This is a genomic window from Actinopolymorpha rutila (assembly GCF_013407855.1).
In the GTDB taxonomy this organism is placed as follows: domain Bacteria; phylum Actinomycetota; class Actinomycetes; order Propionibacteriales; family Actinopolymorphaceae; genus Actinopolymorpha; species Actinopolymorpha rutila.
In genome coordinates, this window is sequence record NZ_JACBZH010000001.1 from 84,482 (window position 1) to 101,028 (window position 16,547).

Sequence of the window (16,547 nt, forward strand, 5' to 3'; positions counted from 1 at the left end):
GGCGGATTCTTCCGCGGAAGAATCCGACGAGACTCAGCTGGTACGAAGGACCGCCCACAGGTCGGCGCCGCGGCGAAGGCCGAGCGCCAGGCCGGGCCGCCAGCCGGGCGGATCGGTCTCGGTGAGCAGGGAGTACGCGATGGTGGGGCTGAACTCGCCCGCCCGCACGGTCGCGCCGACACCGCACTGCCCGTCGGACTCACCGGGCGGGCGTGCCCACACCTGCATATCCAGCCCGTCCGCGCCGCCGAGCCGTGGCGCCTGTCCGACCCGCTGACCCGGCGGGTTGCACCACTGCGCGTCATCCGTCGGCCGTCCGTTGCGGCTGGTGTCGACGAGGAACCGCGAGGAGATTCCCATCGGACCCAGCGCGTCGTTGATCGCGTGGCCGTAGTCGACGTTCGCGTCCGTGGACCGGTAGTTGGAGACGTTCAGCGCGAAGCCGCGGGCGTTCGCCACGTGTGCCCGGCGCAACCGCTCGGCCATCACCTCCGGCGGCACCCAGGCCGCGTGCCCGGCGTCGACGTACACCCAGGTGCCGGGCGAGACGGCGCGGAACCGGTCCACCGCGTACGCGATCAGCCGGTCGTACTGCCGCTGCCACGCCGCGGGCAGGCAGGTCTGCCCGGCCAGCGCGTCGGGTTCGAGGATCACCACCGCCGGGCGGGAGCCGATCCCGGCGGCCAGCCCGTCGACCCAGGACCGGTACGCCGCGGGTCCGGGCGCGCCGCCCGCGCTGTAGCCGCCGCAGTCGCGACGCGGGATGTTGTACGCCACCAGGACCGGCAGCCGGTGTGCCCGCGCGGCGGCCGCGGCGTACTCCCGTGCCGAGGCGGCGTCGTTCCAGTCGCCCAGGAACCACCTGGCGACCGGGCGCTGCGCGATCCCCTCCGCGATCAGCGACCGGCGCGGATCGTGGGGGTTGTCGCGGACCCAGGCCGTGGGCTGGCCGTGCGGGTCGACGTAGAAGCCGTTGGTACGCGAGACCGGGTTGTCCGTCGTGGGGTGCGCGGCCATCGGCCAGGTGGGCCCCGTCGAGGACGGCTCCGGGTCCACCGGGCTGTTCACCACCGCGGTGACCGCCGCCACCGCCAGGATCGCCCCCGCGCCCACCATGCGCCGCGTGCGCCGGCCCGCCTGGAACGGCGCGAGCACCGGCCGCAGCGTCCACCTCAGCCGAGCTACCAGGGCACGCCACCACACCGGGTCCGAGATGTCTCGAAGGCCCATGCCGCTCCCCTCGCCGAGCGGGGCGCACGACTCGCACGACCTCGTACGCACGGCTCGTCGGCGCCACGACCGCAACGGTGGCCAACAGCCGCCAACGTAACTCCGACCGACCGGCCCGGGCGCCCGTCTCCGACGGAGAGGGGAGGCAGGTTCACCCGAACGGGGGAGCCGCCGTCACCCGCGCCGCGCGCCTCTCGCCGGCCGGGCCTTCGTCACGACAGCACCCCACAGGGCGAGCCCGCTGATCACGATCCGCGGCCCGCCCGGCCTCCCGGGGCGACTGGCGCGCCTGCCGAACAGCCCGAACAGGCCGAGCCCGCGGACCTCCACCTCGACGTCGTCCGGGACGACGATCGTGGTCCCGCCCCCACAGGGTGATGGCGCGGATCCGGGTCTCCTGGGCGGTCAGGCGTGCCTCGGTCAGGTCGATCCGGCCCTCCGCCGCGGCCGCGCGCACCCGGTCGCGGTCCTCGTCGGAGGCGCGTACCTGGTACCCGGTCTCCTCGGCGTGTTCGAAAGCTCTGGCCTTCTCAGCGTCCCCATTCCCTCGCACCACTGTCAGGCGGTCACCTTAGGTCCTACGCCTGAACGCGAAAGGCGATGGATCAGGCGCGCTCGGCCGCCACCTGGGCGCGGACGGCGGGGATCACCTCCGCGGCGAACTTCCGCCACTGCTCCGGGTCCTCCGCCCACAGCACGAACGTGTCGAACCCGAGCCCCACGGCGAGGTCGGTGAGCTCGTCCACCCACTGGTCGGCGGGCCCGTGCAGGAGGCCCTCGGACCGTCCGGCGGTGAGTGTTCCGGCGACGTTGAGAACCCGGCGTACGTCGGCCGGCCGGCGCCCGGCGGCCAGCGCGGCCTCGTCGATCCGGGCCGCCCCCTCGGCCAGCGCACCGACGTCACCGTCGCGGAGGGAGGGCAGCCACCCGTCGGCGGACCGGCCGGTCAGCGCGAGCGCACGCGGACCGTAGACACCGAGCCAGATGCCGATCGGGTGCGCGGGCACGGGACCGGAGGAGGCCCCGGTGAGCCGGTGGAAGCGGCCCTCGAAGCGCAGGTCGCGCCGCCCGCTCCACAGCAGCCGGATCACCTCGATCGCCTCGCCGAGACCGGTGATCGCCTCGCCGGGGCTGCGGCGGGTGCCGCCGTACGCCTCGATCGCGTCCCAGAACGCGCCGCTGCCCAGGCCGAGCTCGCACCGCCCGCCGCTGAGCACGTCCAGACTGGCCGCGGCCTTGGCGAGCACGGCGGGCGGGCGCAGGGCGAGGTTGGCCACGTCGGGGAAGACGCGGATCCGCTCGGTGCGGGCGGCGATCATCGCCAGCAACGTCCAGGTCTCGACATAGTGGCGCTGGTACGGGTGGTCCTGGACGCCGATGCAGTCGAACCCGGCCCGCTCCAGCTCCCGGGCGGTGTCGAGCAGCGGGTCGGCGGCGTTCGGCACCAGGAAGTATCCGAACGCCAACTCCCGTCCGTAGTCGGGCATCCCACCACCTCCCCGGACGATCCCCGGCGACCCGGACCCGACCTGGCCCGGCGCGGCCCGACCTGGCCCGGCGTCGCCTACGTGGTCACGGCGAGCGGCGCGGCTAGTTCGGCAGGTTCGCCTCGATCGTCTCCACCAGCTTGGGGTCGTCGGGTTCGGTGCCGGGGCGGAACCGCGCGACGATCTTGCCGTCCGGTGAGATCACGAACTTCTCGAAGTTCCACTGGATGTCGCCGGCCTCGCCCTCGGCGTCGGGCACGGCGGTCAGCTCGTCGTAGATCGGGTGCCGGTCGGGTCCGTTGACCTCGACCTTCTCGTACATCGGGAACGTCACGCCGTACGTCGCCGAGCAGAACTCCTGGATCTCCTCGGCGGTGCCGGGCTCCTGCCCGCCGAACTGGTTGCACGGGAAACCGACGACCGCGAACCCACGGTCGGCGTACTGCTCGTGCAGCCGCTCCAGGCCGGTGTACTGCGGAGTCAGGCCGCACTTGGACGCGACGTTGACGACCAGCAGGGCACGCCCGGCCAGGTCGGCCAGGGATCCGGGTGCGCCGGCCAGCGTTCGTACGGGGGTGTCGTAGATGCTCACGCGTGGTCCTTCCGTCGAGGGTGGCTCCCGCCGTACCCCCATCAAACCCCAGGACGCCAACCGGCTGGACGCCGCGACCGATCCGGCCGCATGTCACGTACGCCCGACCGGCCTCGTCTACCGTCGATTCGCGACGACGTGACGCCTGGGACAGGCGTGACGGTGGGACAGGAGAGGCGGACATGGCCACGGTGCACGATCCGGCGAGCCCAGGTGAATCCGAGCCCGAGCCGCAGTCCGACCCGCAGTCCGGGGATACGGACGGGGGCACGAACGGCCCCGGCGACCCGACGGCGGTCTTCGACGAGCAGCGGGACCTGCTGTTCGGCGTCGCCTACCGCGTGCTCGGCCGGGCGGTCGACGCCGAGGACGCGGTCCAGGACGCCTGGCTGCGGTGGCGCGAGGTGGACCACGCGAGCGTGCGAGATCCCCGCGCGTACCTCGTCCGGGTGGTGACCCACCTCGCCGTCGACCGGCTGCGCAGCGCCCAGCACCGGCGCGAGGCCTACGTCGGGCCGTGGCTGCCCGAGCCGATCCTCACCGCGCCCGACATCGCCGACGACGTGGCGCTGGCCGACTCGGTGTCGTTCGGGATGCTGGTGGTGCTGGAAACGCTGTCTCCGCTGGAACGCGCGGTGTTCGTGCTGCGGGAGGCGTTCGGGTTCTCCCACGCCGAGATCGCCGGCACGCTCGGCCGCTCGGAGGACGCCGTACGCCAACTCGCCCGGCGGGCTCGCCAGCACGTGGAGGCACGCCGGCCGAGGTTCGAGACCGACCGGAGCACCCAGCGGGACGCCACCGAACGTTTCCTCGCGGCCGCCAACTCCGGTGACCTGGCCGGCCTGATGAACCTCCTCGCTCCCGACGTCACCCTGCACAGCGACGGCGGCGGGCTGGCCAAGGCGGCCCTGCGCGTCATCGAGGGTGCGGACAAGGTGGCCCGGTTCCTGGCCGGCATCGCCCAGAAGCCGCCGCCCGAGCCGCGCACCTACCTCGCCTCCGTCAACGGGCGGTTGGCGCTGGTGGTCACCTCGCGCGGGGAGCCGCACAGCGTGTTCTCGCTGGACGTCGTGGACGGCCGGGTGACCACCATCCACGTGCAGGTCAACCCGGACAAACTGCACGGCCTGCACGACATCGCCCGGGTGGGCGACCCGGTCGGCCCCTTGCCCTGAGGGACCGTGTCACGTCGCGTCGGCGCACCCCGTCGTGCTGATGACCGCCCGGGGAGTCACGCGGGCGGCATCTCGACGGAGGGGAACCATGACGCAACGGACCGACCACGCCGAACCTGCGAACCTCACCGTGATCGGTGGCGGCCTGGGTGGGCTGGTGGCCGCGGTCGCCGCGGCCGAGCAGGGTGCCCGGGTCCGGCTGCTCGAGGCGCACCGGACGCTGGGCGGCCGGGCGCGCTCGACGAGCCTGCCGTACGTCGCGAACGAGGGCCCGCACGCCCTCTACAGCGACGGCGCCCACTGGTCGTGGCTGGCCGAACGAGGGCTGACCGCCCTGGCTCGTCCGGCGCCGCTGGGTGCGACGTTCCGCCTTCGGTTCCGCCACGAGGGCCGGCTGCGCGCCCTTCCGCCCCGGGGCGTCCTCGCCGCCGCGGCCCACCGGCGCCTGCGGGCACCCGTCGACCAGGACTTCACCACCTGGGCGACCGGCCGGTTCGGTGACCGGGCCGCGGCAGCGGTGGCCGCCACCACCGGCGTGACGACGTACGACTTCGACCCGGGGAGACTGTCCGCGGCGTACGTCTGGGAACGGTTCCAGCGACTCGTCCGGCCCGGGCAGCCGGCCGCGCGCTACGTCGTCGGCGGCTGGCAGGCGCTGGTCGACCGGCTCGCGGCCAGGGCCCGCGACCTCGGCGTCACGATCGAGACCGGCGCCCGGATCGACGCCGTACCCACGCGAACTCCGGTGATCGTGGCCACCTCGCTGCCCGCGGCCCGGCGACTGCTCCGCGACCCCACGCTGACCTGGGAGAGCGGCCGGACGGTGCTCCTCGACCTGGGCCTGCGGGAGCGGCGAGGTGACCCGTTCATCGTGTTCGACCTGGACGAGGCGGGCTTCGTCGAACGCGTCACCGTCCCCGACCCCTCCCTCGCCCCGGCGGGGCACTCGCTGGTCCAGGCCCAGCTGCCGCTGCGGCCGGAGGAGTCGAAGGCGGCCGGCCTCGGCCGACTGGAGACGACGCTCGACCTGGCACTGCCCGGCTGGCGGGACCGGGTGACGTGGCGCCGCGACGCGGTGGCGTCCGGGCGTACGGGTGCGGTGGACCTGCCCGGGACGAGCTGGCGGGACCGGCCGGCGATCGACCGCGGTGACGGAGTCTTCCTCGTCGGCGACCAGGTGGCCGCACCCGGCATGCTCGGAGAGGTGACGATGGCCAGCGCGCGGAGGGCGGCCGAACTGGCTCTCGCTCAGCTCCGCCCGGGGGGCGAAACACGCCCGAGCAGCCCGCGTTCGAACGCGACTGCCACCGCGGCGGCCCGGTCGTTCACGCCGAGCTTGCCGTAGATGTGCAGCAGGTGCGTCTTGACGGTCGCCTCGCTGATGAACAGCCCGGCGGCGGCCTCGCGGTTGGTCGAGCCGCGCGCGATCAGGCCGAGCACCTCCAGCTCCCGCTGGCTCAGCGGCTCCACCGCCGGCCGGCGGACCTGGCCGAGCAGCCGGGTCGCCACCGTGGGGGACAGCACGGCCTCGCCGCGCGCGGCCGCCACCACCGCACGGAACAGTTCCTCGCGGGGCGCGTCCTTGAGGAGGTAACCCGTCGCGCCCGCCTCGATCGCGGTCACCACGTCGCTGTCGGTGTCGTACGTCGTGAGCACCAGTACCCGGGCCGGCGTACCCGCCTCGGCCAGGCGGGTGATCGCCGTGACCCCGTCCATCACCGGCATCCGCAGGTCCATCAGAACGACGTCCGGCGCCAGCTCAGCCACCAGGCGCACCGCCTCGGCACCGTCCGCCGCCTCGCCCAGCACCTCGAACCTCGGATCGGCGCCGAACATCCCGTGCAGGCCGTCGCGGACGACGGGATGGTCGTCGACGATCAGCACCCGGATCGGATCGGAGGGCGGGGTCGGCGGGGTCGGTGGGGTCGGTGGGGTTGGCGAGGTCCGCGAGGTCCGCGATGTCATGGCGTACCACCGGCGTCGATCGCGGGTACGACGGCCGACAGGGCGGTGCCGGCACCCGGCTCGGACTCCACCTCGAACCGGCCGGCCAGCCGCTGCACCCGTTGCCGCATCGCGGTCAGGCCGTAGTGGCCGGGGCCGGGGTCAGAGGCGGGGTCGGAGACGGGGTCGGAACCGAGGTCGGCGGGGGTGTCTGCGTTCACGGCGAGCCCACCGGTTCGGTCCGGCACCGGGCCGCCGACCTGCACCGGCACCTGCCCGGCAACAGGGGCCGGCACCGACCCGGCGTACAGGGCCGGGACGAACCCGATCCCGTCGTCGCGGACGTCCAGCGACACGACGTCCTCCATGTAGGACAGGGTCAGCCCGACCCGCGTCGCCCGGGCGTGCTTGGCGACGTTCGTCAGCGCCTCCTGCGCGGTCCGCAGCAACGCCACCTCCACCTCCGGGTGCAGGGGGCGGGCGGTGCCGGTGGTGGTGACCTCGGCGGCCACGCCGTGCAGCGACGACCAGCGCCCGGCGACCTCGGCAAGGGCCTCGGGCAGCCGGGCGGTCTCCAGCGCCTCCGGCCGGATCGCCCGCACCGAGCGCCGTGCCTCCGACAGACTCTCCCGGGCCAGCCGGGCGGCGTTGTCCAGGTGCCGCCGCCACGCCTCGACGTCCGCACCGGCGCCGGTGGGTCCGGCCAGGGCCGCCGCCTCCAGTTGGGTGATGATGCCGGTCAGCCCCTGGGCGAGGGTGTCGTGGATCTCCCTCGCCATCCGCTGACGTTCGTCCAGGATCCCGGCCTCGCGCGCCTGGGTGAGCAGCTGGGCGTGCAGCCCGGCGTTCTCGGCGAGCGCGTCCTGCAGTCGCTGGTTGGCCTCGGCGAGCTCGGCGACGGTCCGCCGGCGTTCCTCGTGCTCGCGTTCGTTGACCATGGCGAAGAAGGTGACCGTGCCGGCGATGCCGACGTTGACCACCAGGAGCACGCCGAGCGCCGCGAGGTAGTCCGGATCCAACCGGGGCATCCCGCCGCCGGCCTGGGACGCGGCGGCGATCAGCCCGGTCGCGGCGATCCCGGCGTACCTCCAGCGGCCGCGCAGGAACGCGCCCGCGTGGACGTATCCGACCCAGACGAAGATCCCGAACCACGGGCTCTGGACCACCAGCGCTGCGGACAGTACGACGAACCCGGCGAAGTAGATGCGGCCGTACTCCGGTCGTTCGGCCAGAGTCGGGCGCCGGGTCAGCCACACGTAGACCCACGCGGCGGCCAGGACGGCGAGCCCGACCGAGATCCGCAACGCCGGCCAGGAGCCACCCGCCTGGATCGCGGTGGGCACCAGGGACACGGCCAGCAGGGCGTAAGGGAGGGCGGAGTAGACCGGGCTCTCCAGGCTCTCCCACGACCGAAGGCTGGACCGCCACGAGGCCATCGGACCGCCTCCTTCCCTGATCACGGCGCTGCCGGTGGAGGATCCACCGGTGGGCCGCGCCTGCCGCGTCCCCGTGAACGTCGCCGGCGTCATTCCCACCGGAACACCCGGGCGGCCACCGCGGCCGCGACCGCGGCGATCGCCGCCATTATCGCCAGCTGGAGCACCTGCGGGCCGCCGCCGGTCCAGGCATCCTGCAGCGCCTGCACCCCCGGAGGCGCGTACTGACCGAGTGTCACCACCAGGTCGGGCAGCAGGTACCGCGGCAGGAACACCCCGCCGAGGAACATGCACACGAAGTAGATCGGCATCGCGATCGCGGCGACCGCGCGGGTCGTCGACGCGGTGGCCGCCGCCAGCGTCCCCAGCGCGAACATCGATCCCCCACCGACCAGCAGGGCGGCGGCGAACCCGAGCGGATGGCGCGGCATCGGCACATCGAAGGCGAGGTGCCCGACGACCATCAGCAGGCCGACGGCTACCAGCGCCACGACGGCGTTCACCACGAGCTGGGCGGCGAGCAGGTTGCGCGGGTGCACCGGGGTGGTCGACAGCCGGCACAGGATGCCCTTCTCGCGGTAGCCCGCCAGCCGGGTCGGCATCGTGTTCACCCCGAGCAGGGCGAGCACCAGAACGATCAGCGAGGGCATGAAGACGTCCACGAACCGCATGCCGCCGAACATGTCGTCCGGCCGGCGCAGCGCGGGGATCAGGCCGAGGACGACGAGGAGCAGGGTGGGGAAGGCGATGGTAAGGACCGCCATCCCGGTCTCACGGAGGAACAGCCTCGCCTCCACGGCGGTGAGCTTGGCCAGGCCGGACGGGGCAGACAGGACGGACATGGTGGTTCTCTTTCCGGTGCGGGGGTCAGTTCGAGAGGGTGCGGCCGGTGAGCTCGACGAACGCGTCGTCCAGGCTGGCCTGCTCCACCCGAAGGTCGTGGGCCACGACCTGCCGCCGGGCCAGGGTGGAGGTGACGGAGGCCAGGACGTCACCGGTCCCGGTGACGACCACCTGGTCGCCCGTCCGGCTCACACCGGTGACCTCCACCAGCTCGGCGAACACGTCGTCGGGCAGCGGAGTCGACGGCCGGAACCTGATCCGCTGCTCACCGCCCGCGCGGGTCGCCAGTCCGGCCGGGGTGTCCACCGCGACCACCCGGCCCGAGTCGATCACCGCCAGCCGGTCGCAGAGGCGTTCGGCCTCGGCCATGAAGTGGGTGACCAGCACGATCGTGACGCCGCTGTCGCGGACCTGCTCGATCAGGTTCCAGGTGTCCCGGCGCGCCTGTGGGTCCAGACCGGTGGTCAGCTCGTCGAGGATGGCGACCTCGGGGTTGCCGATCAAGGCCAGCGCGATGGAGACCCGCTGCTTCTGCCCGCCGGACAGCTTCGCGAAGGCGGTGTTCTGCTGGTCGATCAGCCCCAGCCGCTCGGTCAGCTCCCGCCAGTCCGCCGGTGCGCGGTAGAAGGAGGCGTACAGCTCCAGCGCCTCCCGCACCCGCAGCTGACCAGGCAGCTCGCTCTCCTGGAGCTGGCAGCCGAGGCGTTCGCGGAGCGCGACGCGGTCGCGTTCGCGGCGCGGGTCGAGCCCGAGCACCCGCAGGTCGCCCGCGTCGGCGGTCCGCAGCCCGCTCACGCACTCGACGGTGGTGGTCTTGCCCGCTCCGTTGGGGCCGAGGATGCCGAAGATCTCACCGGCCTCCACCGTCAGTGACACGTCGTCGACCGCGACCTTCTCGCCGTACCGCTTGTGCAGGTGGGACACCTCGATGACCGGCATGGCGCCGCCCTTTCGTCGTACGGCCGGACGCTCGGCCGGGTGGTTCCGTGGTTCGTTCCGCGAGTGGTTTCGCGGGTAGTTCCGGTGGCCTCGAGTCTGGCCGTCATACGGGGCCTGGCGGATCGCCCGACCGGCCACACCTGCGATCAACCGATCGGTTGATGGCGAGTACGGAACGGCTGGTCGGCCGCGGGTCAGTCGTGGATCGGCCGCGGACCGCCCGTGGGTCGGCCGTCGATTGGCCGTGGATTGGCTCGGGCGTACGATCCCTGATCATGGCGATCACCCGAGCCAAACTCGCCTGGGACACCCTCCTCGACGTCGAGGGCACCGGTCCGCTGCACGAACGCCTGACCCGGGCGCTGCGGCACGCGATCCGGACCGGCCGGCTCGGGCCCGGCAGTGCGCTGCCACCCAGCCGGGCCCTCGCGGTCGACCTGGGCTGTTCGCGGTGGGTGATCACCCAGGCGTACGAACAACTCGTGGCGGAGGGCTACCTCACCGCCCGGACCGGCTCGGCCACCGTCGTCCGCGCGGACGCGCCCGCCGGTACGCCGAACGCCGCGCCGGGGACGCCGAACGGCTCGGCCGGGCCGAGCGGATCGGCCGGTTCACGCCCGTACGGCAACCGAACCGTCCAGCCGACCGCCGGGCCGAGCGCCCAGCCGAGCGGTCAGGGTCAGGCGACCGGTCCGGTCAGGGCATCGGTCGGCACGCCCTACGACCTGGCTCCGGGCCTGCCCGACCTGCGCGAGTTCCCCCGCCGCCGCTGGGCGGAGGCCGTACGCACCCAGCTGTCCACCGTGTCGTACACCGATCTCGGCTATCCGCCGCCCGGCGGCACGCCGCAGCTACGCCAGGTGCTCGCCGACTACCTCCGCCGCTGCCGCGGTGCGCATCCGCGGGCCGGTGACCTGCTGGTCACCGCCGGCGTCACCGACGGGGTGACCCAGCTGGGCCGGCTGCTCCGCGCCGAGGGTCACACCCACATCGGCGTCGAGGACCCGGGCTGGACGCGGCTGCGGGAGGCACTGGAGAGGGTTGGCCTGGAACCCGTCGGGATTCCCGTCGACGCCGACGGCCTGCGGGTGGACGAGCTCGCCCGGGACCCGCGGGTGCGTGCGGTGGTGGTCACGCCGGCCCACCAGTTCCCCGCCGGGGTGGTGCTCGGTCCGCGCCGCCGGGGCGCGCTGCTGGCCTGGGCACGGCAGGCCGACGGGATCGTGCTCGAGGACGACTACGACGCGGAGTTCCGCTACGACCGGCGGCCGGTGGGCACCCTGCAGGGAGCCGACCCGGACCGGGTCGCGCTGCTCGGCTCGCTGTCGAAGACGCTGTCGCCTGCGATCGGGATCGGCTGGCTCCTTCCGCCGGGCCGCTGGGCCGCCGCGCTCCGCGAGACACCCGAGCACCGCACGTCCGGTCCGCCGGTGATCGACCAGCTCGCACTGGCGTCGTTCGTGGAGACCGGTGGGTACGACCGGCATCTGCGCGCGGCCCGGCGCCGCTACCGCCACCGCCGGGACGCCCTGGTCGCCGCACTCGGGGCGAGCCTGCCCCGGTGCGAACTGTCCGGCGTCGCCGCCGGTCTGCACCTCGTCCTCCACCTCGAAGCCGAGACCTCCGTCGCGGCTGTCGTGGCCCGCGCCGCCGCACGCGGCGTCCGCGTCGCCGACCTCGACGGCTACCGGCTCCGCCCGGACCCGGCCCGGCCGGCCCTCGTACTCGGGTACGGCAACCTGCCCGACAACGCCGTCGCCACCGCCGTCGAGCGGCTCACCGACGCGGTCCGCGCCGCCGCCGGCAAGGGAGAATGACTCCGTGACGAAGATGCCGCGCAGCTTCCCCCGCGACGAGTTCCAGGGCGTCTTCTGGGCCACCAAGCGGGCCCTCGCCGAGGCAGCCGACGTGGCCTACCGCGCACACGGCGTCCGCGACGGCCAGCAGTTCCTGCTCCGGGAGCTGTGGAAGGAGGACGGGCTCGCCCCCGGTGAGCTCGCCCGCCGGCTCGGCCTGGCCACCCCGACCGTGACCCGGGCCGCGATCCGGATGGAGGCCGCGGGCCTGGTCACCCGCGAACCCGACCTGCGCGACCGCCGGCTGGTCCGCATCCACCTCACCGAACGCGGCCGCGAGCTCGAGGCGGTCCTGGACGCGGAGACGCGGGCGCTGTCGGACCGGGCGCTGGCCGGGTTCGACGAGGACGACCGAGCGGCGCTGATCCGGGCGCTGGACCGGATCCGGGGCAACCTCGGCTCCTGAGCCGGCCGAGCGTTCGGGCGTCACGTCAGGGGCAGCGCACGACCTGTCCGGCGTACGCCAGTCCGCCGCCGAACCCGAACAGCAGCGCCGGCGCACCCGTCGGCACCTCGCCGCGTTCGACCAGCTTGGACAGCGCCAGCGGCACGCTCGCCGCGGAGGTGTTGCCCGACTCCACCAGGTCGCGGGCGAGCACGGCGTTCGTCGCGCCGAGCTGGCGGACGAGCGGCTCGATGATGCGCAGGTTGGCCTGGTGGGGTACGACCGCGGCGAGGTCCGCCGGGTCGACACCGGCCCGCGCGCACACCTCGCGGGCGATCGGCGCCAACTTCGTGGTCGCCCACCGGAACACCGACTGGCCCTCCTGGCTGAACACCGCCGGCTGACCCTCGATGCGTACCGCGTCGCCCAGCTCCGGCGCCGAACCCCACACGACCGGGCCGATCCCCGGCTCCTCCGAGCCGGTCACCACCGCGGCCCCCGCGCCGTCGCCGACCAGGATGCAGGTCGACCGGTCGGCCCAGTCGGTGACCTCCGACAGCTTCTCCGACCCGATCACGAGCGCGGTGCGCGCCGCACCGGCCCGGATGGCGTGGTCGGCGGTGGCCAGCGCGTAGCAGAACCCCGAGCAGGCGGTGTTGATGTCGTACGCAGCCGGTGCGGCGATCCCCAGCCGGGCGGCGACCCGGGCCGCCATGCTCGGCGACCGGTCGACCGCCGTGCAGGTGGCGACCACGACCAGGTCGACGTCGCCCGCGGTGTGCCCACTGGCCGACAGCGCCTTCTCGGCCGCGGCGGCCGCCATCTCGTCCACCGTTTCGGTCTCGGCGATGTGCCGGGTACGAATGCCGACCCTGCTCTGGATCCACTCGTCGTTGGTGTCGACGAGCCGGGCGATGTCGTCGTTGGTGAGTACCTTCGGGGGCTGGTAGTGGCCCATGGCCACGATCTGCGAACCGCTCATCGGAGTCCTTCGCGTCGTCGGGTAGTTCCCAGGACGGCTGCCAACCGCCGCGCCCAGGCCAGCAGAGTCTCGTCGGCGCCGGGGCGGGCCACGCACTGCACGCCGACCGGCAAGCCGTCGACCAGGCCGGCCGGCACGCTCACCGCCGGCAGCCGCGCCTGCGTCCACGGCAGAGTCATCAGCGGGCTTCCGGTGGAGTCCAGACCTTCCGGGGCGGGTCCGGTCGCAGCGGGAGCGATCCACCCGTCGATCCCCTCCGCGTCCATGCGCCGCACCAGGTCGTCGGCGAAGTGCCGGCGCCGCGCCAGCGCGTCCGCGTAGTCGGCGTCGGACACCTGCCGGCCGACGGCGATCGCGGCAGCTGTCAGCGGGTGGTAGCGGTCGGCGTACGTCGCGAACCAGCGCTCGTGCACCCGCGCGAACTCGAAGCCGTTGATCGTGCGGTTGCGCCGGTTGACCTCGTCCATCTCGTCCTGGTCGTCCAGCAGCCGGACGTGCCGTACGACATGGCCGGCGGCGATCAGCGTGTCCACCTGCGCGGCGAACGCCTGCCGCGCCGCCGTGGTCGCCTGCCGCAGGTAGGCGTCGCCGGGTACGCCGAGCACGGGCAGGGCCTCCGACGTTCCGTCGCCCTCCGGCAGACCGGCGTCCGGTCCGGCCACCAGGTCGGGGCACCAGTCCGTGCACAGGACGGCGGCCGCACGGGCCGCGGTGGCGACGTCGACGGCGAGGATGCCCACCGTGTCGAACGTGGGTGCGTTCGACACCAGTCCGTCCGCCGGGATCCGGCCGTGGCCGGGCTTGAAGCCGACGATCCCGCAGTACGCCGCCGGCCGCAGTACCGAGCCCACGGTCTGCGTACCCAGCGCCAGCGGGACCAGCCCGGCCGCCACCGCCGCCGCGGACCCGCTGCTCGACCCGCCCGGCGTGTGACCTGGCCGGTGCGGGTTCCGGGTGGGCCCTGGCGCCACGGACGCGAACTCCGCGGTCACCGTCTTGCCCGCCACCACCGCACCGGCGTTCCGGAGCCGGGTGACCGCAGCGCCCTCGGGACCGCCCAGCACCTCCGGCGGCAGCCGCGATCCGGCAGCCGTGGGCAGTCCGTCGACGTGGAAGATGTCCTTCACCCCGACCGGAACGCCGAACAACGCCGGGCGACCGGAACCGTGACCTGAGCGGGAGCGGTCCTGCATGGAAAGGTCGCGTTGCTCGCGGAGCTCGTGGAGCTCACGCCGGACGCGTTCACGCCGGCCGGGTTCGGCAACGAACGCGTGCAACTCGGAGGCGGCGTCGATCCGCGCGCACAGGGAGTCGGTGGACGCTGGATCGTCCGGGTCCAGGGCATGCCGGTCCAGCCCTGCCCGCATCTGCGCCATCTCCCCACAGTGCCACACATTCCACACCCGGCCCCGTCGAGCCCGGCTGGGCGAACGCCGAGGCCCGCCAGCCGGATCCCGTCACGCCCGTCGTCACCTCGCGCGGTTGTCACCGGCCGGGTAGGAGCACCGCATCGACGCCCTCTTGTCGTCCTGCTCGCCGGCGCCGGCCGGGACGTGCGTATGGGTCGCCGCCCACCTCGAAGCGCGATGGCAGGTGGCTACGGACGGCCGGCAGTCGTCGGGTGGATCACCGACTGGTTCGGGGCACGCGGCTGTCCGGATCGGGACGCTGTGCGCGTTTCGCCCCGAATCACGGGACCCACCGGCCGCGTCCGGTCGGCCGTGGGGGCCGCGGTCGCCAGGTCCGCCCGACCGGAAACGCGCCGACCTCCGGTTGCGCCGGAACGGAGGAGAAGAAAACGATAAGAAGACTCCGGACGGGCCAGGACCCGAATTCGGAGGGCGTGGGCCCGCAACCCGGCCGGCGCCGAACAACGAAAAACTCTCCCGGTCGAAGGGACCGGGAGAGTTCGAAGCTGGTGCGCGAGGGGGGAGTTGAACCCCCACGCCCTTGCGGGCACAGGAACCTGAATCCTGCGCGTCTGCCTATTCCGCCACTCGCGCGCACTGCTGCACTTCGTCACACCGCGCAGCGGTGATCTGGAGCGCCTAGAGGCTAGCACGGGCCTACTGGCGACGTGGTCCCCAGCTCGCCACACTTGGTCCGATCGGTAGCACGCGGCCGACCGGGGGGCGCCTGCGTGTAGAACGTCACCTGGACCTGTGGCGGGTCTCCGGCAGCTCCCCGGACGGTTCCGTGACGGACCGGCGACGGCTCCGGTCGTACGCCCGAGAACCCACAGGAGGTGGTTGGAGTCAGCCCCACCCTGGAACGACAGTTACGATCGACGCGAACATGGCCGGCGCCGGTACGGGAAGGAGGTACCTGTGGGAGTCTTTCGACGCTTTGAGCGCGGCCTGGAAGGTCTCGTGACGGGAACCTTCGCGCGCGTTTTCCGCTCGGCTGTCCAGCCGGTCGAGATCGCCTCCGCGCTGCAGCGGGAGCTCGACAACTCCGCTCAGGTACTGTCCCGTGACTCCAGCCTGGTCCCCAACGACTTCGTGGTCGAGCTGTCACCAAGCGACCACGAACGGCTAGCACCGTACGAGCAGACCCTCAGCAAGGAGCTCGCCGAGGTGGTGAGCCGGCACGCCAGCAACCAGAGCTACGCGTTCACCGGCCCGGTCACCGTCTCGTTCGACCGCCAGGACGGTCTGTCCACCGGACGGTTCCGGGTCCGCAGCAGCGCCGTCGCCCAGGTGACACCCGGGCGCCGTCAACCCCGGCCGGACCGTCGGCAGGGCCCCGGTGGCCCGCCGCGCGGACCGGGTCAGGGCCCAGGTCAGAGACCGGGGCAGGGCCAGGGCCAGGGCCAGGGTGGGCCGGGGTACGCATCGTCGGGTAACGGCGGCCCCGGTCAGCGCCGGGCACCCGCGCCCGCTCCGTACCTCGAGGTCAACGGCCAGCGGCACCCGCTCGAGCCGCCGGGCGCCGTGCTGGGCCGGGGCACCGAGGCCGACCTTCGCATCACCGACCCGGGAGTCTCCCGCCGGCACGCCGAGATCCGTGTCGTACAGGAAGGCCCCCGCTACACCGTCACCATCCACGACCTCGGCTCCACCAACGGGATCGTGGTCAACGGGCAGCGCGTCGACTACGCGCCGCTTCGGGAGGGCAGTCAGATCCTGCTCGGCAACACGCTCCTCGTCCTGCGTCACCCGGACGGAGCGCAGCGGTAGTGTCCGAACTCACCCTCACCATCATCAAGCTGGGCTTCCTCGCGGTGCTCTGGCTGTTCGTACTGTCCGCCGTCTCGGTGATCCGTTCGGACCTGTTCGGCACCCGGGTCAGCGGATCGGCCAAGTCCGACCGGCCGCAGAAGAAGCCGGCCAAGCCCGCCAAGCCACCGCGGCGCAAGCGAGGGGAGCCCACGACGGCGGTGGTGGTCCAGGGGACGAGTTCGGGACTGCAGGTGCCGCTGGGCGACTCGCCGCTGGTGATCGGCCGGGGCGGGGAGTGCGAACTGCAGATCGACGACGAGTACGTCTCCACCCGGCACGCCGTGCTGCGACCGCAGTCCGGCTCGTGGTACGCCGAGGACCTCGGTTCCACCAACGGCACCTTCGTGGGAGAGTCGCGCATTCACGGCCCGACCGCGGTCGGGCCCGGCATTCCTGTCCGCGTCGGCAAGACGATCATCGAGCTGTACAAGTAGGCGCGCCACGATGACCTGCGAGG

At 73.4% G+C, this 16,547-nt stretch carries 15 protein-coding genes and 1 tRNA gene; 6 read left to right on the forward strand and 10 right to left on the reverse strand.

The features are described from left to right. Positions 1–33: 33 nt before the first annotated feature. The 3 genes from F4554_RS00340 to F4554_RS00350 all read right to left on the reverse strand — a co-directional run bounded on the left by F4554_RS00340 (position 34) and on the right by F4554_RS00350 (position 3,309). Positions 34–1,230 carry a glycoside hydrolase family 6 protein gene (locus F4554_RS00340; RefSeq protein ID WP_179785499.1) on the reverse strand — a complete coding sequence of 399 codons (1,197 nt, stop codon included), beginning with the start codon at positions 1,228–1,230 and terminating at the stop codon, positions 34–36. Between the two features lie 605 nt (positions 1,231–1,835). After that, a complete protein-coding gene (locus tag F4554_RS00345) occupies positions 1,836–2,717 on the reverse strand; it encodes an LLM class flavin-dependent oxidoreductase (RefSeq protein WP_179785500.1) in 882 nt (293 codons plus the stop codon). Between the two features lie 103 nt (positions 2,718–2,820). After that, entirely contained in the window at positions 2,821–3,309 is a 489-nt protein-coding gene (locus F4554_RS00350; protein ID WP_179785501.1) for a glutathione peroxidase, read from the reverse strand. Between the two features lie 182 nt (positions 3,310–3,491). On the opposite strand from F4554_RS00350, the gene sigJ reads away from it, so the two are divergent. Together sigJ and F4554_RS00360 are read left to right on the forward strand one after the other, a co-directional pair. Continuing rightward, entirely contained in the window at positions 3,492–4,484 is a 993-nt protein-coding gene (sigJ, locus tag F4554_RS00355) for an RNA polymerase sigma factor SigJ (protein WP_179785502.1), read from the forward strand. A gap of 88 nt (positions 4,485–4,572) precedes the next feature. Further along, positions 4,573–5,829 (forward strand): NAD(P)-binding protein, encoded by a 1,257-nt coding sequence (locus tag F4554_RS00360; RefSeq protein ID WP_179785503.1) that lies wholly within the window; start codon positions 4,573–4,575, stop codon positions 5,827–5,829. Here the strand turns inward: F4554_RS00360 and F4554_RS00365 are convergent. The 4 genes from F4554_RS00365 to F4554_RS00385 form a co-directional block, all read right to left on the reverse strand. Next, positions 5,733–6,449: a response regulator gene (locus F4554_RS00365; RefSeq protein ID WP_179785504.1), complete on the reverse strand. Its 717-nt coding sequence runs from the start codon at positions 6,447–6,449 to the stop codon at positions 5,733–5,735. The genes F4554_RS00360 and F4554_RS00365 overlap by 97 nt on opposite strands. After that, positions 6,446–7,864 carry a sensor histidine kinase gene (locus F4554_RS00375; RefSeq protein WP_202889081.1) on the reverse strand — a complete coding sequence of 473 codons (1,419 nt, stop codon included), beginning with the start codon at positions 7,862–7,864 and terminating at the stop codon, positions 6,446–6,448. Before F4554_RS00375 ends, F4554_RS00365 begins: the two co-directional genes overlap by 4 nt. 89 nt (positions 7,865–7,953) lie before the next feature. Continuing rightward, on the reverse strand, positions 7,954–8,706 hold the full coding sequence (locus F4554_RS00380) for an ABC transporter permease (RefSeq protein ID WP_179785505.1): 753 nt from the start codon (positions 8,704–8,706) through the stop codon (positions 7,954–7,956). Positions 8,707–8,731: 25 nt separating this feature from the next. After that, the gene (locus F4554_RS00385; RefSeq protein ID WP_179785506.1) at positions 8,732–9,646 is read right to left on the reverse strand and encodes an ABC transporter ATP-binding protein; all 915 of its coding nucleotides are present in this window, start codon (positions 9,644–9,646) and stop codon (positions 8,732–8,734) included. A 275-nt stretch (positions 9,647–9,921) separates the two neighbouring features. On the opposite strand from F4554_RS00385, the gene pdxR reads away from it, so the two are divergent. Both pdxR and F4554_RS00395 read left to right on the forward strand, forming a co-directional pair. Continuing rightward, positions 9,922–11,463: a MocR-like pyridoxine biosynthesis transcription factor PdxR gene (pdxR, locus tag F4554_RS00390; protein WP_179785507.1), complete on the forward strand. Its 1,542-nt coding sequence runs from the start codon at positions 9,922–9,924 to the stop codon at positions 11,461–11,463. 13 nt (positions 11,464–11,476) lie between these two features. After that, positions 11,477–11,908 (forward strand): MarR family winged helix-turn-helix transcriptional regulator, encoded by a 432-nt coding sequence (locus F4554_RS00395; protein WP_202889553.1) that lies wholly within the window; start codon positions 11,477–11,479, stop codon positions 11,906–11,908. A 25-nt stretch (positions 11,909–11,933) separates the two neighbouring features. On the opposite strand, the gene F4554_RS00400 is transcribed toward F4554_RS00395, so the two are convergent. The 3 genes from F4554_RS00400 to F4554_RS00410 all read right to left on the reverse strand — a co-directional run bounded on the left by F4554_RS00400 (position 11,934) and on the right by F4554_RS00410 (position 14,872). Then, a complete protein-coding gene (locus tag F4554_RS00400; protein WP_179785509.1) occupies positions 11,934–12,869 on the reverse strand; it encodes a beta-ketoacyl-ACP synthase III in 936 nt (311 codons plus the stop codon). Beyond that, on the reverse strand, positions 12,866–14,245 hold the full coding sequence (locus F4554_RS00405) for an amidase (protein ID WP_202889082.1): 1,380 nt from the start codon (positions 14,243–14,245) through the stop codon (positions 12,866–12,868). Before F4554_RS00405 ends, F4554_RS00400 begins: the two co-directional genes overlap by 4 nt. Before the next feature lie 540 nt (positions 14,246–14,785). Continuing rightward, a tRNA-Leu gene (locus F4554_RS00410) sits at positions 14,786–14,872 on the reverse strand. A 366-nt stretch (positions 14,873–15,238) separates the two neighbouring features. Here F4554_RS00410 and F4554_RS00415 point away from each other — a divergent pair. Both F4554_RS00415 and F4554_RS00420 read left to right on the forward strand, forming a co-directional pair. After that, positions 15,239–16,048, forward strand: coding sequence for an FhaA domain-containing protein (locus F4554_RS00415; RefSeq protein WP_420360712.1), 810 nt, complete (start codon positions 15,239–15,241; stop codon positions 16,046–16,048). Next, positions 16,048–16,524, forward strand: coding sequence for an FHA domain-containing protein FhaB/FipA (locus F4554_RS00420; protein ID WP_179785511.1), 477 nt, complete (start codon positions 16,048–16,050; stop codon positions 16,522–16,524). Before F4554_RS00415 ends, F4554_RS00420 begins: the two co-directional genes overlap by 1 nt. Positions 16,525–16,547: the final 23 nt, after the last annotated feature.

Coding starts and splice junctions, on each gene's coding strand:
- F4554_RS00340 (WP_179785499.1), bottom strand. CDS start 1,230: ATGGGCCTTCGAGACATCTCGGACCCGGTGTGGTGGCGTGCCCTGGTA.
- F4554_RS00345 (WP_179785500.1), bottom strand. CDS start 2,717: ATGCCCGACTACGGACGGGAGTTGGCGTTCGGATACTTCCTGGTGCCG.
- sigJ (WP_179785502.1), top strand. CDS start 3,492: ATGGCCACGGTGCACGATCCGGCGAGCCCAGGTGAATCCGAGCCCGAG.
- F4554_RS00360 (WP_179785503.1), top strand. CDS start 4,573: ATGACGCAACGGACCGACCACGCCGAACCTGCGAACCTCACCGTGATC.
- F4554_RS00365 (WP_179785504.1), bottom strand. CDS start 6,449: ATGACATCGCGGACCTCGCGGACCTCGCCAACCCCACCGACCCCACCG.
- F4554_RS00375 (WP_202889081.1), bottom strand. CDS start 7,864: ATGGCCTCGTGGCGGTCCAGCCTTCGGTCGTGGGAGAGCCTGGAGAGC.
- F4554_RS00380 (WP_179785505.1), bottom strand. CDS start 8,706: ATGTCCGTCCTGTCTGCCCCGTCCGGCCTGGCCAAGCTCACCGCCGTG.
- F4554_RS00385 (WP_179785506.1), bottom strand. CDS start 9,646: ATGCCGGTCATCGAGGTGTCCCACCTGCACAAGCGGTACGGCGAGAAG.
- pdxR (WP_179785507.1), top strand. CDS start 9,922: ATGGCGATCACCCGAGCCAAACTCGCCTGGGACACCCTCCTCGACGTC.
- F4554_RS00395 (WP_202889553.1), top strand. CDS start 11,477: ATGCCGCGCAGCTTCCCCCGCGACGAGTTCCAGGGCGTCTTCTGGGCC.
- F4554_RS00400 (WP_179785509.1), bottom strand. CDS start 12,869: ATGAGCGGTTCGCAGATCGTGGCCATGGGCCACTACCAGCCCCCGAAG.
- F4554_RS00405 (WP_202889082.1), bottom strand. CDS start 14,245: ATGGCGCAGATGCGGGCAGGGCTGGACCGGCATGCCCTGGACCCGGAC.